At 66.3% G+C, this 20,617-nt stretch carries 20 protein-coding genes; 10 read left to right on the top strand and 10 right to left on the bottom strand.

Translation table 11 applies throughout. From position 1 onward, the window contains the following. Window positions 1–79 precede the first annotated feature (79 nt). Window positions 80–2,461 carry an MMPL family transporter gene (locus NP4_RS20485; protein ID WP_068000095.1) on the bottom strand — a complete coding sequence of 794 codons (2,382 nt, stop codon included), beginning with the start codon at window positions 2,459–2,461 and terminating at the stop codon, window positions 80–82. A gap of 134 nt (window positions 2,462–2,595) precedes the next feature. On the opposite strand from NP4_RS20485, the gene NP4_RS20490 reads away from it, so the two are divergent. From NP4_RS20490 to tgt, 5 genes are all read left to right on the top strand, one after another. Then, on the top strand, window positions 2,596–3,213 hold the full coding sequence (locus NP4_RS20490; protein WP_068000097.1) for a TetR/AcrR family transcriptional regulator: 618 nt from the start codon (window positions 2,596–2,598) through the stop codon (window positions 3,211–3,213). Further along, window positions 3,197–3,670, top strand: a complete 474-nt coding sequence (locus NP4_RS20495) for an RrF2 family transcriptional regulator (RefSeq protein ID WP_068000099.1) — start codon at window positions 3,197–3,199, stop codon at window positions 3,668–3,670. The genes NP4_RS20490 and NP4_RS20495 overlap by 17 nt, the downstream gene beginning before the upstream one ends. A 64-nt stretch (window positions 3,671–3,734) precedes the next feature. Beyond that, complete coding sequence (locus NP4_RS20500) at window positions 3,735–5,471, top strand: ABC transporter ATP-binding protein (RefSeq protein WP_068000101.1); 1,737 nt, start codon at window positions 3,735–3,737, stop codon at window positions 5,469–5,471. Beyond that, window positions 5,468–7,414 carry an ABC transporter ATP-binding protein gene (locus NP4_RS20505; protein WP_068000103.1) on the top strand — a complete coding sequence of 649 codons (1,947 nt, stop codon included), beginning with the start codon at window positions 5,468–5,470 and terminating at the stop codon, window positions 7,412–7,414. Before NP4_RS20500 ends, NP4_RS20505 begins: the two co-directional genes overlap by 4 nt. A gap of 23 nt (window positions 7,415–7,437) precedes the next feature. Then, window positions 7,438–8,676, top strand: a complete 1,239-nt coding sequence (gene tgt / locus NP4_RS20510) for a tRNA guanosine(34) transglycosylase Tgt (protein ID WP_068000230.1) — start codon at window positions 7,438–7,440, stop codon at window positions 8,674–8,676. On the opposite strand, the gene NP4_RS20515 is transcribed toward tgt, so the two are convergent. Then, the gene (locus NP4_RS20515; protein WP_068000105.1) at window positions 8,673–9,446 is read right to left on the bottom strand and encodes a queuosine precursor transporter; all 774 of its coding nucleotides are present in this window, start codon (window positions 9,444–9,446) and stop codon (window positions 8,673–8,675) included. The two genes, tgt and NP4_RS20515, sit on opposite strands and share 4 nt — an antisense overlap. A gap of 49 nt (window positions 9,447–9,495) precedes the next feature. Between NP4_RS20515 and NP4_RS20520 the strand changes: the two genes are divergently transcribed. Continuing rightward, a complete protein-coding gene (locus tag NP4_RS20520; protein ID WP_068000107.1) occupies window positions 9,496–10,011 on the top strand; it encodes a DUF4190 domain-containing protein in 516 nt (171 codons plus the stop codon). A 66-nt stretch (window positions 10,012–10,077) separates the two neighbouring features. On the opposite strand, the gene NP4_RS20525 is transcribed toward NP4_RS20520, so the two are convergent. From NP4_RS20525 to NP4_RS20535, 3 genes are read right to left on the bottom strand one after another with little or no spacing between them, the layout of a single operon-like run. Continuing rightward, the gene (locus tag NP4_RS20525; RefSeq protein WP_082876047.1) at window positions 10,078–10,860 is read right to left on the bottom strand and encodes an RDD family protein; all 783 of its coding nucleotides are present in this window, start codon (window positions 10,858–10,860) and stop codon (window positions 10,078–10,080) included. A gap of 48 nt (window positions 10,861–10,908) precedes the next feature. After that, a complete protein-coding gene (gene gluQRS / locus NP4_RS20530) occupies window positions 10,909–11,820 on the bottom strand; it encodes a tRNA glutamyl-Q(34) synthetase GluQRS (RefSeq protein WP_068000235.1) in 912 nt (303 codons plus the stop codon). Window positions 11,821–11,874: 54 nt separating this feature from the next. After that, complete coding sequence (locus tag NP4_RS20535) at window positions 11,875–12,354, bottom strand: DUF309 domain-containing protein (RefSeq protein ID WP_068000233.1); 480 nt, start codon at window positions 12,352–12,354, stop codon at window positions 11,875–11,877. Window positions 12,355–12,614: 260 nt separating this feature from the next. On the opposite strand from NP4_RS20535, the gene NP4_RS43200 reads away from it, so the two are divergent. Further along, entirely contained in the window at window positions 12,615–12,944 is a 330-nt protein-coding gene (locus NP4_RS43200; protein ID WP_082876048.1) for a DUF397 domain-containing protein, read from the top strand. A gap of 73 nt (window positions 12,945–13,017) precedes the next feature. Here NP4_RS43200 and qcrB read toward each other — a convergent pair whose 3' ends face one another. Then, window positions 13,018–14,637, bottom strand: a complete 1,620-nt coding sequence (qcrB, locus tag NP4_RS20545) for a cytochrome bc1 complex cytochrome b subunit (protein ID WP_068000110.1) — start codon at window positions 14,635–14,637, stop codon at window positions 13,018–13,020. A gap of 150 nt (window positions 14,638–14,787) precedes the next feature. Between qcrB and NP4_RS20550 the strand changes: the two genes are divergently transcribed. From NP4_RS20550 to NP4_RS20560, 3 genes are read left to right on the top strand one after another with little or no spacing between them, the layout of a single operon-like run. Further along, window positions 14,788–16,119 carry a wax ester/triacylglycerol synthase domain-containing protein gene (locus NP4_RS20550; RefSeq protein ID WP_082876049.1) on the top strand — a complete coding sequence of 444 codons (1,332 nt, stop codon included), beginning with the start codon at window positions 14,788–14,790 and terminating at the stop codon, window positions 16,117–16,119. Between the two features lie 11 nt (window positions 16,120–16,130). After that, entirely contained in the window at window positions 16,131–16,625 is a 495-nt protein-coding gene (locus NP4_RS20555) for a hypothetical protein (RefSeq protein WP_068000112.1), read from the top strand. 34 nt (window positions 16,626–16,659) lie between these two features. Beyond that, on the top strand, window positions 16,660–17,643 hold the full coding sequence (locus NP4_RS20560; RefSeq protein WP_068000114.1) for an adenosine deaminase: 984 nt from the start codon (window positions 16,660–16,662) through the stop codon (window positions 17,641–17,643). Window positions 17,644–17,646: 3 nt separating this feature from the next. Here the strand turns inward: NP4_RS20560 and NP4_RS20565 are convergent, their stop codons facing one another. The 4 genes from NP4_RS20565 to NP4_RS20580 form a co-directional block, all read right to left on the bottom strand. Beyond that, entirely contained in the window at window positions 17,647–18,255 is a 609-nt protein-coding gene (locus NP4_RS20565) for a methyltransferase family protein (protein WP_068000116.1), read from the bottom strand. Between the two features lie 13 nt (window positions 18,256–18,268). Next, entirely contained in the window at window positions 18,269–19,474 is a 1,206-nt protein-coding gene (locus NP4_RS20570) for an MAB_1171c family putative transporter (protein WP_068000118.1), read from the bottom strand. Next, window positions 19,467–20,039, bottom strand: coding sequence for an amidohydrolase family protein (locus tag NP4_RS20575; protein WP_147287958.1), 573 nt, complete (start codon window positions 20,037–20,039; stop codon window positions 19,467–19,469). Before NP4_RS20575 ends, NP4_RS20570 begins: the two co-directional genes overlap by 8 nt. Window positions 20,040–20,107: 68 nt before the next feature. Then, window positions 20,108–20,557 carry a helix-turn-helix domain-containing protein gene (locus tag NP4_RS20580; RefSeq protein WP_068000123.1) on the bottom strand — a complete coding sequence of 150 codons (450 nt, stop codon included), beginning with the start codon at window positions 20,555–20,557 and terminating at the stop codon, window positions 20,108–20,110. Between the last annotated feature and the right edge of the window lie 60 nt (window positions 20,558–20,617).

A 20,617-nucleotide genomic window follows, 5' to 3' on the forward strand; every position in this document is an offset into this window, starting at 1 on the left:
TCAAGTAGCCACAAGATCAAGAGACAACGCGAAAGGCCGGGCCCCGACCTTGGGGCCCGGCCTTTGAACTCGACGGGTATCAGCCGACCGCGACCGGCTCCCGCTTCTCGGCATCTTCGCGGGCGCGTTGCTGGAGCTCGCGCAACTTACTGCCCTCGACATCGATATCGGGCAGGATCCGGTCCAGCCACTTCGGAATCCACCACGACCACTTACCCATCAGCACCAGCAGCGACGGGATCAGCACCATCCGGACCACGAACGCGTCCAACAGCACGCCGGCCGCCAGGGCGAAGCCCATCGACTTGGCGGTCACATCGGATTCCAGGATGAATCCGCCGAAGACCGAGATCATGATGATCGCGGCCGAGGTGACCACCCGCGCACCGTGGTGATATCCGGTGACCACGGCCTCCTTCGGCGATTTGCCGTGCATGTACTCCTCGCGCATGCGGGTCACCAGGAAGACCTGGTAGTCCATGGCCAGGCCGAAGACCAAGCCGATCAACATGATCGGCAGGAAGCTGACCAGCGGATGCGGATCCTCGATCAGGCCCAGCTTGCCCTGCTGGAAGATCAGCACGGTCGCGCCGAAGGTCGCGGCCATCGACAGCAGGAAGCCCAGCGCCGCGGTCAACGGCACCAGAATCGAGCGGAACACCAGGACCAGAAGGATGAACGCGGCCGCCGCCACGATCGCCATATACGGGGCGATCTTGCTCAGCAGCGCGTTGGACACATCGGCGTAGATGGCCGTGGTGCCGGTGATGCCGTATTCCATGCCGAATTTGGCCTTGAACTCGCCCTCGGCATCGCGGGCGTCGCGCACCAGGTCCTGCGTCGCGGTGTTGTTCGGGCCCGACTTCGGCACGGCCATCAACTGCGCGCCGGTGCTGTCGGCGTAATCGTTGACCATGGTCTTCGGATCGATGACCCGGTTGGTCTTGGCCGCGGTGACATAGTCCATACCGTCGTAGGAGCCCAACCGCTCGCGCAGCGCGTCGACCGCCGCCTGCCGTTGCGCCGGAACGACATTGGTCAGATCCGCGACCACGGTCAGAATGCCGTTGCTGCCCTCGCCGAAGCCCGCGGTGCGCAGGTCGTAGGCCTTGCGGACGGTGGAGGTCTTGGGCTGGCTGTCGTCGCCGGGCAGGCCCAGGCTCAACTTCGCCGCGGGCGCGGCCAGCAGGCCGAGCACCACGATGCTCAGGATCAGCGTCACCGCTGGGAACCGGCCGATCAGACGGCCGAAGCGCATACCGTTGGTGACCGACTTCTCGTCCTCGGGGTCGTGCTTGGCGACCAGCGGGAGTTTCGGCTTGAACAGGTATTTGCCGAACGCGCCCATCAGCGCGGGCAGCAGTGTCAGCGCGACCAGGATGGCGAAGGCCGCGGCGATCGCGCCGCCCAGACCCATCCAGGTGAGGAAGCTGATCCGCACGATGCTCAGCCCGCACAGCGCGATGATCACGGTCATACCCGCGAACACCACCGCCGAACCCGCGGTGCCGATCGCGATGCCCGCGGCCTCCTCCGGCGAATCCTGTACGGCCAGTTCGTGTTTGTATCGCGAGACGATGAACAGCGCGTAGTCGATGGACAGTGCGATACCGATCATCGAGGCCAGGATCATGGTGAAACTCGGGATATCGATCGCCGAGGTGCCCATCATGATCAGCGCCGACGCCGAGCCGACGCCGACGATGCCGGTGAGAATCGGTACGAACGCGGCGATCAGCGCGCCGAAGGCCACCATCATCACGATGAAGGCCACGACATAGCCGATCATCTCGGCCTTACCGCTCGAGGCCATCTGCTTCATCGCGATGGTGCCGCTCATCTCGACCGTGAGACCGGCGGAGCGGGCGTCGTTCGCGACGTCGTAGGCCGCGTCGCGCTGCGCGTCGGTGACATCGGTGAATTTCGCGATCTTGAACGGCACCTGGATGAAGGCCACGGTGTCGGCCTCGGCCGTGCCCTTACCCAGCACGTTCAGCGGCGCGAGGCTGCAGCGCGAGGGGAATTCGGGATCGTTGCGATCGGCGCTGACGCAGCCCATGGCCGCGGCCGCGTCGATCGGATTCACCACCACGCCGCCCGGTTGCCCGGCGGGCTTCTTGCTCTGATCGACGATGTCGAGTGCGTTGAGCTTCTGCACCAGCGCCTCGACCGCGGCCCGGTCGGCCGGATCGGTGAGCTTCTGCCCGGCCGGTGCGCCGATCACGTAGGTGCCGGTCACGGCGTCGAATTTGAATGCCGCCGAGGCTCCGGGGAACTGCTTGTCCAGAATGTCGGTGGCCCGCTGCGACGGCAGATTCGGCATCGAGAAGTCGTCGGTGGTCGGCTTCTTCAGCCCGACGCCCAGGCCGCCCAGGACCAGAAACGCGAGCAGCCAGACGGGCAGCACAATCCATTTTCGGCGGAAGGCGAATTTGCCCCACCGGTAGAGGTATACGGACACGGGGAAATCTCCTGCCTCCAATAACGCCTTCTGCCTACCGTGCGGTAGGTAGACTACCGACCGGTAAGCGGAGGAACAACCTCTGTTCTCGGGTCGCCGCAGCTTCCGGGGCAGGGTGATGAGAGGATCGTCGAATGAGTGTCCGAAGTACTTCCGGAACCGTTACCGCAGGTGGGGGGACCAAGGATGCGATTCGCGAAGCCGCGGTGAAGTTGTTTTCGCATAAGGGCTTCGATCAGACGAGCCTGCGTGAGGTCGCGGATGCGGTGGGAATCACAAAAGCATCGCTCTACTATCACTACGCCTCGAAGCTGGATCTGCTGCTGGCGATCATCGAGCCGATCTTCGACGATCTGAAGGCCGCGGTCGACGCGGCCGAGCTGACCCCGCACGGTCCCGAGGGTGTGCGCGAGGTGCTCACCCGGCAGATTCACACGCTGCTGCGGCATCGCACCGCGGGCGCGATGTGCATGCGCGATTCGGTCGCGATCGTCAACGCCATCGGCAATCGCTTTCCGGACATGGTCGATATGCATCGGCGGCTGTGCGGCTGGGTCGCCGGGCCGAACGCCTCCGACGAGGCGCTGCTGCGCGCGAGCGCCGCGCTCGAGGTGCTGGGCGGGGTGCTGTGGTCGAAGGAATTGGTGCCCAGTGCCGGTGACGAGTTGATCGAGCGGGTGCTGCTGGATTCCGCGCTCGGGGTGCTGGCCCTCGGCAACGAGGTCGGGAGCGCGCGTGCACATCTCGGCTAGGGTCGATTACGCGGTACGGATCCTGCTGGAAATCGCCCGGGCGCAGCCGGATTCGGTCAAGGCCGATGTCATCGCGACCGCCCAGGCCATACCGCCCAAAATTCTCGAATCCGCCGCGGCCGAATTGCGCCGCGCCGGTTTGGTGACCAGTCGCCGCGGCCCGGACGGCGGCTATCGGCTGGCGCGCCCGGCGGCCGATATCAGCGTCGCGGATGTGATTCGCGCGGTGGAGGGTCCGCTGGCCTCGGTGCGCGGGCGGCGTCCGGAGGATGTGACCTATTCCGGGGCGGCCGAACCGCTGCAGCGGGTGTGGATCGCGTTGCGGGTCAATATTCGCGCGGTGCTCGAACAGGTATCGATCGCCGATATCGCCTGGGACAAACTGCCGGATTTCGTGGCCGAACTGACCGGCAATCCGGACGCCTGGACGCGTCGGGCGGTGCCGGACGGCTCCTGACCTCGACAGGCCGGTCGGATTTATTGGCGGCGTGGGTCACATTTTGCCGGTAACCTGCACCCATATGTTGATCGGACTGTTGCGCGCCTATCTCGCCCCCTATCGCATTCAGCTGGCGGGCGTCGTTGTGCTGCAGCTGATCTCGGTCATCGCGATGCTGTATCTGCCGAGCCTGAATGCCGACATCATCGATAACGGCGTGACCAAGGGCGATATCGACTACATCTGGTCCACCGGCGGCTGGATGCTGCTGGTCTCGGGTGTGCAGATACTCGCCTCGTCGGTATCGGTCTACTTCGGCGCGCAGGCGGCCATGTCGGCCGGGCGCGATATCCGCGCCGCGCTGCTGCACCGGGTCGGCACCTTCTCCGCCCGCGAGGTCGGCATTTTCGGCGCGCCCTCGCTGATCACCCGCAACACCAACGACGTTCAGCAGGTGCAGCTGCTCGTGGTGCTGAGCGTGACAATCCTGGTGATGGCGCCGATCATGTGCGTCGGCGGCATCATCATGGCGGTGCGGCAGGATGCGGGACTGTCCTGGATCCTGCTGGTCGCCGTGCCCGCGCTGGCGTTGACCATGGGCCTGATCATCACCCGAATGGTGCCCGGTTTCCGGCGCGTACAGGATCGCATCGACGCGGTGAATCGGGTGCTGCGCGAACAGATCACGGGCATCCGCGTGGTGCGGGCCTTCGTCCGGGAGCGTCAGGAGGCCGGGCGTTTCGGCGTCGCCAACACCGATCTCACCGAGGCGTCGCTGTACGTCGGGCGGCTGAGTGCGCTGATGTTCCCGGCCGTCATGCTGATCAGCAATCTGACCACGGTCGCGGTGATCTGGTTCGGCGGGCGCGCGATCGACGCGGGCGATATGCAGATCGGTTCGCTCACGGCGCTGCTGTCCTACATCCTGCAGATCCTGATGGCCGTGATGATGGCCTCCTTCCTGGCCATGCTCGCGCCGCGCGCGGCGGTCTCGGCCGAGCGGATCGGCGCGGTGCTCGAGACCGAATCCTCGGTCGTGCCACCCGCCTCGCCGCAGCCGTTCACGACCGATCCGGGAACCGTGGATGTGGCCTTCGCGGAATTCAAGTTCCCGGGCGCGGAGAAGCCGGTGCTGCGCGGCATCCGATTCCGCACCGAACCCGGCACGACGACCGCGATCGTCGGCGCGACCGGATCGGGTAAGACCACGCTGATCAACCTCATTCCGCGGCTGATAGACGTCACCGACGGCGCGATATACGTCGGCGGAACCGATGTGCGCCACCTGGATCCGGATCTGCTGCGCGCGCAGATCGGACTGGTGCCGCAGAAGGCCTATCTGTTCTCCGGCACCATCGCCTCCAATCTGCGCTACGGCGATCCGGAGGCCACCGACGAACAGCTGTGGCGCTGCCTCGAGATCGCGCAGGCCGCCGATTTCGTTCGCGATATGCCCGACGGTCTGGAAACCGAAGTGGCGCAAGGGGGTACGACGGTGTCCGGTGGCCAGCGGCAACGCCTGGCGATCGCGCGGGCGCTGGTGCGCCGGCCGAAGATCTATCTGTTCGACGACTGTTTCTCCGCCCTCGACGTCGCCACCGACGCGCGCGTGCGCGAGGCGCTGCGGCCCGAAACCGGCGACGCGTCGGTCATCACCGTCGCACAACGGATTTCGACGATTCGCGACGCCGATCAGATCGTGGTGCTCGAGGACGGCGAGATGGTCGGACTGGGCGCTCACGACCAACTGCTGCGCGACTGCGCGGAATATCGCGAGATCGTGGAATCGCAGTTCAGTCCCGAGGAGGCGGCCCGATGAGGCCCGGCGCACCGCCCCCGGGCGCCCCGGGCACCCGGGCCAAATCGTTCGGCCCGTCGCTGAGGCGGCTGCTGCGCCGATTGGCGCCCGAAAGGGCCTATCTCGCGGCGATTCTCGTGCTCGCCACCGCCTCGGTGGTGTTTACCGTGCTCGGTCCGCAGATCCTGGGCAAGGCGACCAATCTGATCTTCGACGGCGTCGTCGGCAAGCAGCTGCCCGCGGGGCTGTCCAAGGAGCAGGCGGTCGCGGCGATGCGGGCGCAGGGACAGGACCGGCTGGCCGACATGCTCGGCGGCATGCATGTGATTCCCGGTGTGGGCGTGGACTTCTCGGCCGTCGGCCGGGTCCTGGTCCTGGCGCTGGCGCTGTATGTGGCCTCGGCGCTGTGCATGTGGCTGCAGGCGTATCTGCTGATCTCGGTCATCAACCGGGCGATGAAGCGGCTGCGCGCCGATATCGAGGACAAGATCCACCGGTTGCCGCTGCGCTACTTCGACTCCAACCCGCGCGGCGATGTGCTGTCCCGGGTCACCAACGATGTCGACAATGTGGCACAGAGCCTGCAGCAGACCGTGAGTCAGCTGGTCGTGCAGGTGCTGACGGTGATCGGCGTGCTGGTCATGATGTTCTGGATCTCCTGGCTGCTGGCGATCATCGCGCTGCTCACGGTTCCGGTGGTGGTGATCGTGACGGCCGTGATCGCCAAGCGCTCCAAACCGCATTTCGTGAATCAGTGGAAGTTCACCGGTCTGGTCAACGCCCAGGTCGAGGAGGCATACACCGGACACGAGGTGATCACCGCCTTCGGTCGCAACCGCGAGGTGGGTCAGGAGTTCGACGAGCGCAACGCCCAGCTCTACGAGTCCAGCTTCCGCGCGCAGTTCATCTCCGGCCTGATCATGCCGGTGATCATGTTCGTGGGAAATCTGAACTACGTGCTGGTCGCCGTGGTGGGCGGGCTGCGGGTGGCCTCGGGCAATCTGTCGCTGGGTGAGGTGCAGGCGTTCATCCAGTACTCGCGCCAGTTCACCCAGCCGCTCACCCAGATCGGGCAGATGATCAATCTGCTGCAGTCGGGTGTGGCCTCGGCCGAGCGGATCTTCGAAATCCTCGATGCCGAGGAGCAGGTGCCCGATCCCAAGCTCGAGGATTCCCGCTCGCTCGAGGGCGGCCGGGTCGAATTCGACGCGGTGTCGTTCCGCTACGAGCCGGATACGCCGGTGATCGAGGAATTGTCGCTGGTCGCCGAGCCCGGACATGTGGTGGCGGTCGTCGGTCCGACGGGCGCGGGCAAGACAACGCTGGTGAATCTGCTGGAGCGGTTCTACGAACTCGATTCCGGGACCATCACCATCGACGGCGTCGACATCACCACCATCACCCGCAATCGGCTGCGCTCGCATATCGGCATGGTGCTGCAGGACACCTGGCTGTTCGGCGGCACGATCCGCGACAACATCGCCTACGGCGATCCGACCGCGACCGAGGAGGAGATCCTCGACGCCGCGCGGGCCGCCTATGTCGACCGGTTCGTCCACGCGCTGCCGCACGGCTACGACACGGTCATCGACGAGGAGGGCGCGGGCGTCAGCGCGGGTGAGAAGCAGCTCATCACGATCGCCCGGGCGTTCTTGGCCAAACCGTCGATCCTGATCCTCGACGAGGCGACCAGTTCGGTCGACACCCGCACCGAACTGCTGGTCCAGCACGCGATGGCCGCCCTGCGCCGCGATCGCACGAGTTTCGTGATCGCCCACCGCCTCTCGACCATCCGCGACGCCGATCTGATCGTGGTCATGGAGTCCGGCCGCATCGTCGAAACCGGCACCCACGACCAACTCCTGGCCCGCCGCGGCGCCTACCAGCGTCTCTACAACGCTCAATTCGCGGGTGCGGCGGTGGACCAGGACCTGATCGACGAGGAACCGGTCGACGCGGTGTAGTCCCCGTGCGGCACTATTGCTGGGTGCCTGATCCAGCCTCGTTCTCATTCACCGTCAACACTCGTCTCGACGGGCGACACGGCCGGACAGGCGTAGTCTCCACCCCCCACGGCGAGATCCGTACCCCCGCCTTCATCCCCGTCGGCACCAAGGCCACGGTCAAGGCCGTACTCCCCGAGATGATGAAGGAATTGGGTTCCCAGGCCCTGCTGGCCAACGCCTACCACCTGTATCTGCAGCCGGGCCCGGATATCGTCGACGAGGCCGGGGGCCTGGGCAAATTCATGAACTGGCCCGGTCCGACCTTCACCGACAGCGGCGGCTTCCAGGTCATGTCGCTGGGCGTGGGCTTCAAGAAGGTGCTGGCCATGGAGGCCGTCGGCGTGCAGAGCGACGATGTGATCGCCAAGGGTAAGGAGCGCCTGGCCGTGGTCGACGACGACGGCGTGACCTTTCGCTCCCATCTGGACGGGTCCAAACACCGGTTCACCCCGGAGGTCTCGATGGGTATCCAGCATCAGCTCGGCGCGGATGTCATGTTCGCCTTCGACGAGCTGACCACCCTGCTCAATACCCGTGGCTACCAGGAGAAATCACTGCAGCGCACGCACGAGTGGGCGCAGCGCTGCATCGATGAGCACGAGCGGCTCACCGCCGAACGCACCCATCGGCCCTATCAGGCGCTGTTCGCGGTGATCCAGGGCGCGCAGTACGAGGACCTGCGCCGCAAGGCCTGTCGCGATCTCGACGCCATGCGCGGCATCGGCGGCACGGGATTCGACGGTTACGGCATCGGCGGCGCACTCGAGAAGCACAACCTCGGCACCATCGTCGGCTGGTGCTGTGACGAACTGCCCGAGGACAAACCGCGCCATCTGCTCGGCATCAGCGAACCCGAGGACATCTTCGTCGCCGTGGCCAACGGCGCGGACACTTTCGACTGCGTGAACCCCTCGAGAGTCGCCCGCAATGCCGCCATCTACATCCCCGAGGGCCGATTCAATATCAACACCAGCCGGTTCCGTCGCGACTTCACCCCCATTGACGAGAACTGCGACTGCTACACCTGCGCGCACTACACCCGCGCCTACATCCATCACCTGTTCAAGGCCAAGGAGATGTTGGCCTCGACCCTGTGCACCATTCACAACGAGCGGTTCACGGTGAAGTTGGTGGACGATATCCGCGCCAGCATCGATGACAACCGCTTCGACGAATTCGAGGCGGAGTTCTTCGGACGCTGGCGCGGTCGTCTGCGCTAACTGTAGATAGCGGGCTTGTCCAAAGGCGCGTAACTGGTTTCGCGCTTCTTCAAATACGCGATGCACCGATAGCTGATCGGCAGGATGAACACCTCGACCGAGGTTTTCCACACGAATCCCACGATCACGTAGTTGAAGAACGCGCCCCAGGTATTGATCCCGATGGCCGTGGCCGCGATCGAGCAGAACACCAGCGTGTCGCCGAACTCCCCGGCGACCGTCGAGCCGAGTAGTCGCGCCCACAGATGCTTCTCCTTGGTGCGCTCCTTGATCAGCACCAGCGTCATCGAATTCAGGAACTGGCCGATCACATAACCCGCGAGCCCGGCCGCCACCAATTGCGGCGTGGTGCCCACGACCGTGCGGAAGGCGTCCTGATTGTCGTAGAAATCGGCCGCGGGCAGTCCGATGGCGATCCAGAAGCAGACCACCATCAGCGCCAGCATGCCGAAGCCGTAGTAGATCGTGCGCCGGGCGGCCCGGAAGCCGTAGACCTCGCTGAGGATATCGCCGATGACGTAGGCGAGCGGGAACAGGAAGAACGCGGCGTCGGTCGTGATCGGCAGGAGCTCGATGGGCCCCAGCGACAGATGTTCGCCGCGAAAGAACTGCACCCCCTTGGTGGCGCAGATGTTGGAGATCATCAGGGTCGCCGTGAACAACGTCACGATCAGGGTGAACGGTCCCCCCGCGGCCCGCGCGAATGCTGCGTGTTCGGGCGCGGGGCGTCCAGACCCCTCGACTTCCGGGGATTGCTTGGTGTCACTCACGAGGTCTGGACGATACCGGCAGCCGCCCACTGTCGAATAGGCTGTGAGGATGACGAATCCCGGCGATTCCGACGAGTGGTGGAAGCAGTACGGTGGCGAGGGCGTGTCGTCGGAGTCCGGCGGCCATGCTTCGGTGCCGCCGCCGGCGCCGTCCGCACCGTCATCCGGCTACTCGTCCGCGCCGCACTACCAGGCGCAGCCGATGACCCCGCCGCCGCAGCAGCAGTATCCGGGTTATCCCCAGCAGCCGCCGGTCGCCCCGTACGGCCAGCCCGCCTACGGCTATCCCCAGGCGCCGGGCTACCAACCGTACGGCTATCCGCAGCAGCGCGGCACCAACGGTCTGGCCATCGGCGCGTTGATCGCCTCGCTGATCGGATTCGTCACCTGCGGATTGGGTTTCGTCGTCGGCCTCATCATGGGTCCGATCGCGCTGAACCAGATCAAGCAGACCGGTCAGGAGGGCCGCGGCCTGGCACTGGCCGGTATCTGGATCAGTGGTATCGCCCTGGTGCTCGGCGTGCTGTGGTTCGTCTTCATGTTCGCCTACAGCAGCACCACCTGACCGCACGACCGGAACGAAAAGGGGCGCACTCGGCAACCGAGTGCGCCCCTTCGTTTTTCGGGTCGATCAGCCCTTGACGACCTGGGTGCCGCCCGCGAACTTGTCGTGCCAGCCCTGGCCGTTGGGATCCTGCGAGATCGTCACGGCGATGTAGATGGCCAGCCCCAGCGACACCAGGCTGCCCAGGCACGGCACGATCTGAGCCGCGACCCACAGGTTGCGCTTGAGCGAGGTGGCCTGATCGAGCTGGCCACCACCCGGGGCCAGCACGCGCAGACCGAGGATCTTCTTACCCAGCGTCGCGCCCTGCGAGGTCTCCATGAGCACGAAGTAGGCCACGGTCGCGATGGTCGCGACGACGCCCTCGATGAGCTGCATACCGGTCCCGCGACCGAGGAAGAAGAAGACGATCCCGATCGGCACGTTCACGATCAGCCCGTCGATGAGGCGGGCCAGGAAGCGCATGCCCAGATCGCCGGGCACGGTCCCCGGCGGGAGGCCGGGCTGACCGTAGGGCTGCTGGCCGAAGTTCTGACCGCCCGGGTAGGGCTGCTGGCCGCCGAAGGGCTGCTGCCCGTAGGGATCCTGCTGACCGTACGGCTGCTGCTGCCCGTACGGCTGCTGCTGGCCGTACTGCGGCTGACCGCCCAGCTGACCGTACTGTCCGCCCGCGGGATCCTGCTGCCCGTAGGGCTGTTGGCCGCCGGGGTACTGCTGTTGGCCGTACGGCTGCTGGCCGTACGGCGGCTGGCCGGGCTGGCCGTATGGCTGCCCGCCCTGCGGACCGGGCTGGCCGTACGGCTGCCCGCCCTGCGGATACTGGTTGGGGTCGTACCCACCACTGGTCATCTAAAGTCCTCGTTGAAATGGTCGTAGGTTCGGCGACGACTGCGTACGTTACGGATTTCCGCTGTATTGCACCACGCCAAGGGGATCGAATGTCCACGGTTGCCTGGGCAACGATTCCGGATGGAATATGCCGAGTAGTTCTTCCGGTGAGTTCGCACTGTATCCGAGTGATCGTGCCAGCAACGCCATGACCTGCGTGGGAGTTTCGCCGAGCGCCCGGCGATCTGCCAGCGTCACCGCGCCGTCGCGCTTGGCCAGCCGCTTGCCCTCGTGATTGAGCACCAGTGGGACGTGGGCGTAGCGCGGCGCCGAAAGTCCCAGCAGGGTGGCCAGATACGCCTGTCGCGGGGTGGAGGGCAGCAGGTCGTCGCCCCGGACCACCTGATCGATGCCCTGGTCGGCGTCGTCGACCACGACCGCGAGGTTGTAGGCGGGCGTGCCGTCGCCGCGGCGCAGCACGAAATCGTCGACCAGGCCGCGATATCGGCCGTGCAATTCATCGGCGATCTCGAATTCGGTTATCGCCGAACGTAATCGGAGCGCGGCGGGACGACCCTCGGCGCGACGCGCGGCGCGCTCGGTATCGGTCAGCTCGCGGCAGGTGCCGGGATAGGCGCCCATCGGTCCGTGTGGTGCGCTCGCGGCCTGCTGGATTTCCCTTCGGGTGCAATAGCATTCGTAGGTCAGCCCGGCTTCGGTGAGTCGATCGATGGCCGCGTGGTGGCTATCGATGCGCTGTGACTGCCATACGACCGGACCGTCCCAATCCAGGCCCAGGTCGGCCAGATCGGCGAGTTGGCGCTCGGCCGCGCCCGGGCGCACACGATCGAGATCCTCCACGCGCACGACGAAGGCGCGTGCGGTGGACCGGGCGAACAGCCACGCCAGCAGTGCGGTCCGCAGATTGCCCAGGTGCAGATCGCCCGACGGACTGGGCGCGAAGCGGCCCGCGCCGATCATCGGCGGCTGGGCGACATCGCTGGACACATCCGCCCATGCTACCGATCGGCGTGTCTAGCCCCGTAGACGTGGACGCAGCCGATCCTCGTCGATCTCGCGTCCGGCGTCCAGATCCGCCAGCAGAGCCTCGGCGACGGCCACCAGACCTGGGACATCGATGTCGTAGGGCGCCGGATCCGCGGCCCGCAATCGCCCGACGGCCCGTTCCAGCAGCGTTCGCGCGCCCTTCGGATTTCCGCGCTGAATATGGGTGAGTCCGACCGCGTACTGGGCCAGACCCTGCCACAGCATTCGCTCGGCGAACGGTCCGTTCTTCCACGCCGCCTCGAGCACCTCGTGGGCGTGGAACGCGCGGCCGTCGTCGAGCAGTCGCTGGGCGTAGGCCAGCGTTTCCTCGGGCGGTAGGTCCAAATCGTCCGGAATCCGCTCGACGCCGACACTGCCCGGCGGCAGCGGGCGTCCCAGTCGGTCCCGGGGACGGGCATTCCGGGCACGTCCGACATCGTCTCGATCGCGTTCGACCACGTATTCCATCATCCACATCGGCGGGCCCGGTGTGAAATGCGTTGTGTTCGACATTCATACGACGGTGTGTAATATTTTCGAATTCTCCGGATTGCGACGCCATTGATACTTGTGGGTAGCAATACTTCCGCTATCAATTGTCCGTTTCGGTGCTGCTGTGATTTGCATGATTGAAGACGAAAACACAACAGCGCCGCATTGCGAAAACCTGCTAGGGTGCACATCGGGGGCAAACCCCCAAAGGTGCACTAAGTGGACGTGCACAGCGAATGCACAGTGCGCCGGAACCACAGGCGCATGGTGGGATTCGACGAGCGCTACAGAATCCCGTTGCCAGTACGAACGATGCCAGGAATTTTCGTTCTCGACGCAGCAAAGGAGCTAGTGCCGTGAAGGTTGATTACAGCGGTGCCCAGTGGCGGAAGAGTAGACACAGTGGTCCCGACGGAAACTGCGTAGAGGTGGCGTTTCTCGTGGACGGCAATGTCGGCGTGCGCGACACCAAGGACCGGGGTATTGGTCCGGTGTTGGCGTTCACTCCCGGCGAATGGGATGCATTCGTCGGTGGTGTGAGCGAGGGGGAGTTCCGGCGGGCCTGACAGGTCGGCTGTAGCTGGGCAAAACTGGCCCCGGGTCGAAACGACTCGGGGCCTTCGCAGTTCTGCCATCGAATCAACGGTTTTCCTGATGCTCCCGCAGCGCGGCCAGCTGCTGATGTTCGTGCTCGTGTTCGGCCGCCCGCAGTTGCGCCATCTCCTCCGGCGGATCCGCCCGCAGGAAGCTGCCGCTACCGGGTTTGCCGGACAGGCCGAGCCGGTTCATCTTCTTCGGCACCGCCGCGCCCTGGTACTCCAGCGGAATCGGATGGCCGTGCTCGTCGACCGGGCCCAGCGGCTGATGCAACTCGATGTACTCACCGTGCGGCAGCCGTCGGATGACGCCCGTCTCGATACCGTGCTCGAGGACCGCGCGGTCGCTGCGCTGCAGCGCCAGACACATCCGGTAGGCCACCGTGTAGGCCAGCGGCGGAGCCAGCAGCAGCGCGAGGCGGAAGAACCAGGTCGTCGCGTTCAGCGAGATATCGAATTTGAACGCGATGATGTCATTGACGCAGGCCAGCGTCAGCACCAAGTAGAACGCGATCGCCATCGCGCCGATCGCCGTGCGCACCGGCACATCTCGCGGCCGCTGCAACAGATTGTGGTGTGCGGAGTCCTTGGTGAGCCGCTTCTCGATCCACGGATAGGTGATCAGCACCGTGAACACCAGACCCATGATGAGCGCGGTCCAGAACGCGCCCGGCACCGTGTAGCGGCCCAGGTACAGCTCCCACGGCGGCATCAGGCGTTCCATGCCGTCGGCCCACATCATGTAGAAGTCCGGCTGCGAACCCGCGGAGACCTGAGAGGGGTTGTAGGGACCGAGATTCCAGATCGGATTGATCTGGAAGATGCCGCCCATGAGGGCGACCAGGCCCAGGGTGAACATGAAGAACGCGCCCTGATCGATCGCGAACACCGGAACGATCCGATCGCCGATCACATTGCGCTCGGTGCGCGCCGGACCGGGGAACTGGGTGTGCTTCTGGTACCAGACCAGCGCCACATGCGCCGCGATCAGGGCCAGCATGATGCCGGGGAACAGCAGCACATGCGCGATGAACAACCGCGGAATGATGATCGTGCCGGGGAAATCGCCGCCGAAGATCAGCCAGTGCAGCCAGGTTCCGACGATCGGAACGCCCATCGTGATGCCGCCGAAGGTCGCGCGCAGGCCGATACCCGAGAGCAGGTCGTCGGGCAGCGAGTAGCCGAAGAAGCCCTCGAACATCGCCAGAATCAGCAGCAGCGCACCGAGCACCCAGTTCGCCTCGCGCGGCTTGCGGAACGCGCCGGTGAAGAAGACGCGGAACAGATGGATGATGATCGAGGCCGCGAACAGCAGTGCGGCCCAATGGTGCACCTGCCGGATGAACAGGCCGCCGCGCACATTGAAGGTGATGTTCAGGGCCGATTCGTAGGCCCGGGACATGGTGACCCCGCGCAGCGGCTGATAGCTCCCGTTGTAGACCACCTCGGTCATGGAGGGGTCGAAGAACAGGGTCAGATAGACGCCCGACAGCAGCAGGATGATGAACGAGTACAGCGCGATCTCGCCCAGCAGGAACGACCAGTGCGTCGGGAAAACCTTGTTGATGGATCTCTTCAGGAATGCGGCGGCCTGATACCGCGAGTCGGCCGCATCGGCCTGCTCCGCGAGCCTGCGGCCGAGAACACCCTCTCCAACTGCCATGGCAGTCACCCCCAACCGGGTCGGTGATCGGTTGCTACTACTACAGACCGTAGCATTTCGGGCGGTGTGGATCGAGGGAATTGGCAAATTCCTGTCATGCCGTCTGTACCTTGTAAGTCGTTGTCCCACTTCGACGGATAGGGTCGTCGGGTGCCCGAGCTGACGCCGCAGGATGCGACAAGATACTGGCTGTCCCGCCGCACGGGCACCGATCTGTTCCTGCTCTACGGCTTCGACGAGCCCGCCCGCTCCCCCGCCGAGCTGCAGGCGCTGCTGACGCGGCGCGCCGCCGAAATTCCCGACCTGCGGCTGCGCGTGCGCGAGCGCCGCTTCGCCTACCCCGCCTGGACGCCCTGCGGGATCGCCGACGATCAGATCGTGGTGCACGCTCTGCCGGAACCCGATTGGGCGAATCTGGTTGCCGCACTGGAGAAACTGGCCGGTGAGCGGCTGCACGCGGGGGAGCGCGCCTGGCGGCTGCACCTGTATCGCGGAGTCCGCGGCGGCCCGGCGGGTGCGGATCCCGCCCTGATCGCCGTGCTGCAGCTGTCGCACGCCCTGGCCGACGGCCGCCGCGCCGCCGCCATCGCCCGGGATCTGTTCGCCGCCGAGCCGCCGCCGCCCGCGCCCGCGAAATCCGCCGGCGGCACGCTGAATGAGATTGCGGCCGAGATCGGTTCGATCGCGACATTGCCGGTCGATCTGGGCCGCACGGTGATTCGCGGCCTCGCGGCGAATCGCGCTCGCCGTGAACTCGCCGCCCGCACCGCGCGCGGTGAGGTCGCAGCGCCCGCACCCGAAACGCCGCCCACACCGCTGAACAATGGATCCGAACCGCGAGCGCACGCGATCCGGATGCTGGTCCGCACGGATCTGCGGGTGCCCGGTCATACCGTGACGGTGGTGGCGCTCACCGCGATCGGCGCGGCCCTCGCGCGCTACCTCGAAGCGCACGAACATGTCCGGACCGATCTCGCGGCCCAGGTGTCGATGGCTCGACCGAGTGGCAAGTCCCGCAACAACTATCGCGACGCGGCCGTGGAATTGCACACCGGCGAACCGGATCATCGCCGCCGCGCCGACCGCATCGCCGCCACCCTCACCGCGCGCCGAACCCGCGCCGGACATCCGCTCCTGGCGGCCCAGAACCACGTCACCGAGGCCATTCCCGCCCCGATACTGCGCCGCGATGTGTTCACCGCCCGCCTGGATCAGCCGCCCGCGACACTCTCGGCGCATACGGTCGTCTCCAGCGTCGACCGCGGCCCGGCCGATCTGGTCCTCGCGGCCGCGCCGGTCCGGTTCACCGCGGGTTTCCCGGCGCTCGGCACCGTCATGCATCTGACGCACGGCGTGCACGGCCTCGGCGAGACGATCACCGTCTCGGTGCACGCCGACCCGGCCGTACTGCCCGATCCGGATCGCTACGCCGCACTGCTCGATCGCGCGCTCTCCGAGGTCGTTTCGGCGCTGCGGGAGTAGGGTCGGCGCTCATGAAAGCGCGAACCCTTCTCGGTGCGGCCGTGGCCGCCGTCGCGATCACCATGACGGGCGCCGCCGTCGCCTCCGCCGCGCCGGACTGGGACAACCCGTATCTCGTGCAGGCCGATCCCGCGGACTTCCTGGTCGGGGACACCGTGTACTTCGCCGAATACGGCGGGCCGAGCTGTGCCATCCACCCGAACGGGGACGTGGGATGCGATCTGCGTCCGGGCGGGCAGGCGCTGTGGGGCGTCGTCCCGATCACCGACATCGCCATCGATGTGCCGTTCCTGCCCGCCCATCCGACCTTCGGCCTCACCGGCGCGCACGGCCGCCCCGGCAGCCGGTTGATCACCGACGTCCCGCGTCCCCCGGATCGGCAGTATCAGGGCACCCGAATCGATTACGGCGGCGCGACCTGCATCGCGGGCCTGCCGCGCGGCGGCATGTCCTGCACTTCCAAGGGTCATACCTTCAGCCTCGGGTCGAACGTCCAGATCAGCTGAGTCGGGTCGGGGCGTCGGGGGATAGGATCCCTCGATGCCCGTACCGAAGGCCGAACTGCATCTGCACATCGAAGGAACCCTGGAACCCGAGCTCGCATTCGAGCTGGCCGATCGCAACGGCGCGGACCTGCCGTTCGCATCGGTGGACGAGTTGCATCACGCCTATCGGTTCGAGGATCTGCAATCGTTCCTGAATCTCTACTACCGCCTGACCGATGTGCTGCGCACCGAGCGGGACTTCACCGATCTGGCCGAGGCGTATCTGCGGCGAGCGAGCGCCGACGGCGTCCGGCACGCGGAGATCTTCTTCGATCCCCAGGCGCACACCACGCGCGGTGTGCCGTTCGAAACCGTCATCGAGGGCCTGTGGGCGGCCCTGCGCGACAGCGAGCGGCGCTACGGCATCACCACCTCGCTGATCCTGTGCTTCCTGCGCGATCTGTCCGCCGAGTCCGCCCTGGAGACCCTCGCCGCGGCCGAGCCCTACCTAGATCGGATCATCGCGGTCGGCCTGGACTCCGCCGAGGTCGGCCATCCGCCCGCCAAATTCGCCGCGGTCTACGAGCGCGCCCGCGAACTGGGTCTGCGCGCGGTGGCCCATGCCGGTGAGGAGGGGCCGCCCGCCTATATCGCCGAGGCGCTGGATGTGCTTCGCGTCGAGCGCATCGATCACGGTATTCGGGTTCTCGAGGATCCTGGCCTGGTCGAACGCCTTGTGCGCGAACGGATTCCGCTGACGGTCTGCCCGTTCTCCAATGTGCGCCTGCGCGTGGTCGATCAGTTGACCGACCATCCGCTGCGGCGGATGCTCGACCTCGGCCTGCTCGCCACGGTCAACTCCGACGACCCCGCCTATTTCGGCGGCTATGTCGACGAGAATCTCGAGGGCGTCCGGAAGGCATTGGGGCTCGACGACGATCACCTGAGGCTGCTGGCCCGCAATTCCTTCGAGGCGGCCTTCATCGACGCGCCCACCCGCGCACGCTATCTCGCGGAGGTCGAGGCCTACCGGTTCTGACGCTCAGCCGCGGATGCGGCCGACATAGGGAACGAATCGGCCGACCCGGCCCGCGTAGTCGAGGTAGTCGCGGGGGTGTGCGCGGCGCAGATAGGGCTCCTCGACCGCGCGGACCAGCAGTTCGACCGTGATCGTCAGCAGGATCAGTCCGGCCACCGACAAGACATTGGGCACCATCAGGGTCAGGCCGAAGGCGGTGAGCAGGATGGCCGCGAAGATCGGATTGCGGATGACGCCGAATATGCCGGTCGTCACCAGGGCGGTGCGCTCCTGCTCGTCCACGCCGATCCGCCACGAATTGCCCATGGCCAGTTGGCAACCCAGTGTGGCGGCGATTCCGGCCACGGCGATGACCGCCCCGGCCAGCCGGAGGCCGGGCTGATCCAGCGGACCGATCAGCGGCATCGCCCCGGTCAGATCGACGATCGCGCCCGCGATCGCGAGCACCGCCACGAGATGGAAGCAGCGTTCGCCCCACCACTGGGTGGTGAAGCGTCCCGGTGCGCGGATTCCGGTCTCGCCGGTGCGGCGCACCGCGATCAGAATGCGTACTCCGAAGGCCACCACCAGCCACACCAGGAAAAGTACGAGGGCGGTGATCGTCGTCAGCATGCTCGAACTCCTGTCATTCGACCGGCGCTTCATCCGGGCGCACCCCGTCGGACCGCAGGGCGCGCAGGGTTTCGGTCACGATCGGCGAGTGGGCGTAGGCGTGGCTGACCAGGGTCAGCCACGCGATCTCGCTGGCGCTGTCGCTGCCGCCGCGACCGGTGGCGGCGGAAATCGCGGCCTGCGCGGGCAGGTCACCGAGTCGCACCCGCACGGCCGCCTTGATTTCGGCGGCCTCCACGACCGCCGCGCGCTCGATATCGCCGAGTCCGGCCTGTTCGGCGAGGCGGCGCGCATGCTGTTCCGCGGCGGGATGGGTGTAGGCGCGCAGTGCGAGCTGACCGTCGCGGATCTCGGCCAGTCGACGGGTGGTGCGCAGCTTGAGATCCCACCACGGAGCCTCGATGGGCGAGGCCAATTCCGGTGCGGCCGTGCGGATATCGCGCCACAGCGGCCGCAGGGCGCGGTATTCGCCGATGCGCGCGAGCAGATCGGTGGTGCGTTCCCCCGCGGCGGGCAGTGTGTATCCGAGACAGCCGATGAAGATGCCGAGGGCGGCCAGGCTGGGACTGATCTCGGTGTCGAGGCGATCGAAATCGGTGACATCGAACCAGCGGGCCACCACCGCGATCATGCGGACCACGATGGAGACCACGCCGAACAGTCCGGAAAGCCCCACCAGATACAACCCCCGGCGCAGCCACGGCCGCCCGGTCACGCGGGCGGCGGCCACCGCGCTGTATACGAAATCGCCCGCGGCGAAGGCGAAGACGAGGTTGTAGAGGACGATCAGCTCGGCCAGCCACGGGGCCTTCGCATAATAGATGTCGAAGTCGACGGGACGTTCCGCCGACGCGTCGCCCGCGAAGAACAGCGCCACCAGCGCCAGCGCGATCACCGCGTAACCGATCATCCGCACCCGGATCTTGCGACCGATCTCGGCGGGCGAGCGCTGCCAGACCAGAATGACCGCCTGGATCGCCCCGGCCAGCGCGATGAGCAGGATGTAGACGATCAGCCCGGCCAGATTCGGAATTCCGGTGACGCGGTTGACGAATCGAACCGACGGCGGCGGAACGCAGACGCAGACCGCGGTCCAGACCGACATCGCGGCGAGGACGGCCCAGCGCTGCAGGCTGGGATCGCGACGCAGCTGATCGACCTTGTAGGCCAGGGCGATCATGCTGACCACGGCCGCGGCGTAGAACAGACCGCTATACACGATCGTCCGCCTGCGGCAGTCCGAAGACAGTCTCCATACGATGCACCGCGGCGGCGTCGGAATCCTGTACCGGCCAATGCCGTTCGGGTAGCCATCTGCTGACCTGGGTCAGTAGGTGGGCGGCGAACATCTCGGCCTGCACCTCGGCCGGTCCGTGGCACTGTTCGGATCTTTTGGCCATGATGCGTTGCACCGCACTGGGATCCAGATTCGGCAGTAGCAGATGCGGTGCGTCGGCCTCCAGTAGCGGCGTCTGATCGTGTTCGTGGATCAGGTGGCCGGTCTCGTGGCAGAAGATCACCAGTTGATGCCAGGGGCTGGTGTCCTTCTCGTAGAAGATGTAATGGGCGTCGTCGGCGTGCACCCACAGTCCGAAGACGACCTCGCCCTGGGAGGCCGGGAATTTCACGGCCATCCGTTTGACCGGGTGATCGAGGCGTCGGGTGAGGACCTCGCAGACCGCGCCCATAACCTGTTCGGGCGCAGCGGGAGTCGGCAACCGCAGGTCGCCGACGAATTCCTCGACAAGTCGTGCGGCGCGCCGCCGCTGGGATCGCCGGCTCATTCCGTCATCCCCCGCGGGCCGTACGTGCCATACGTTGAGCTCCAGCATCGGCTCTCACCGCCCTCTGTTCACCGCGCACTGCGCTGCCCTCGTCGCTGCTGCGTCCCGGCGGCCCGCTCCATCTGATCGATGAGCAGGGTCAGCAGGTCGCGCTGGTCCGGTTCCAGGCGCGCCGCGCGCAGGGCGATCTGGCGAACGCCCAGATCGGCGAGTGTCCGGGCCAGGGCGAGTTCGGCGTCGGTCTCCTCGGCGGTGACCGGATCGACGAAATATCCCGGTTTCACGCCGAAGAACTCCGCCAGCGCTGCCAGCACATCCTGGGACGGCCGGGTCTTGCTGCCGGTGCGCAGCGCCGACAGATATGTTCCGCTGATCCGTACGGCCGGATGCCTGTCCTTGATCGCGGCGGCGACCTCGTCGTTGGTGTAACGGCGGCCGTGCCGGCCGTCGGGGCGGATGTCGTCGAACAGCCGCTGCAACCGGTCTTTCAGCGCCGGTGGTTGCGCGTGATCGGACATACCCCTGCCTCACCTCGAGGTCGACCATCGGTGAACGCCGCCGCCGCGGGTTCGTCCGCT

It is taken from the genome of Nocardia pseudobrasiliensis NBRC 108224 (assembly GCF_001613105.1).
In the GTDB taxonomy this organism is placed as follows: domain Bacteria; phylum Actinomycetota; class Actinomycetes; order Mycobacteriales; family Mycobacteriaceae; genus Nocardia; species Nocardia pseudobrasiliensis.

Bases quoted from the DNA above. Each gene is read 5' to 3' on its own strand.
- NP4_RS20555 (WP_068000112.1), top strand. From the start codon at position 16,131: ATGAAAGCGCGAACCCTTCTCGGTGCGGCCGTGGCCGCCGTCGCGATC.
- NP4_RS20565 (WP_068000116.1), bottom strand. From the start codon at position 18,255: ATGCTGACGACGATCACCGCCCTCGTACTTTTCCTGGTGTGGCTGGTG.
- NP4_RS20520 (WP_068000107.1), top strand. From the start codon at position 9,496: ATGACGAATCCCGGCGATTCCGACGAGTGGTGGAAGCAGTACGGTGGC.
- qcrB (WP_068000110.1), bottom strand. From the start codon at position 14,637: ATGGCAGTTGGAGAGGGTGTTCTCGGCCGCAGGCTCGCGGAGCAGGCC.
- NP4_RS20500 (WP_068000101.1), top strand. From the start codon at position 3,735: ATGTTGATCGGACTGTTGCGCGCCTATCTCGCCCCCTATCGCATTCAG.
- NP4_RS20535 (WP_068000233.1), bottom strand. From the start codon at position 12,354: ATGGAATACGTGGTCGAACGCGATCGAGACGATGTCGGACGTGCCCGG.
- gluQRS (WP_068000235.1), bottom strand. From the start codon at position 11,820: ATGATCGGCGCGGGCCGCTTCGCGCCCAGTCCGTCGGGCGATCTGCAC.
- NP4_RS20505 (WP_068000103.1), top strand. From the start codon at position 5,468: ATGAGGCCCGGCGCACCGCCCCCGGGCGCCCCGGGCACCCGGGCCAAA.
- NP4_RS20575 (WP_147287958.1), bottom strand. From the start codon at position 20,039: ATGAGCCGGCGATCCCAGCGGCGGCGCGCCGCACGACTTGTCGAGGAA.
- NP4_RS20490 (WP_068000097.1), top strand. From the start codon at position 2,596: ATGAGTGTCCGAAGTACTTCCGGAACCGTTACCGCAGGTGGGGGGACC.
- NP4_RS20580 (WP_068000123.1), bottom strand. From the start codon at position 20,557: ATGTCCGATCACGCGCAACCACCGGCGCTGAAAGACCGGTTGCAGCGG.
- NP4_RS43200 (WP_082876048.1), top strand. From the start codon at position 12,615: ATGCACAGTGCGCCGGAACCACAGGCGCATGGTGGGATTCGACGAGCG.
- NP4_RS20560 (WP_068000114.1), top strand. From the start codon at position 16,660: ATGCCCGTACCGAAGGCCGAACTGCATCTGCACATCGAAGGAACCCTG.
- NP4_RS20525 (WP_082876047.1), bottom strand. From the start codon at position 10,860: ATGACCAGTGGTGGGTACGACCCCAACCAGTATCCGCAGGGCGGGCAG.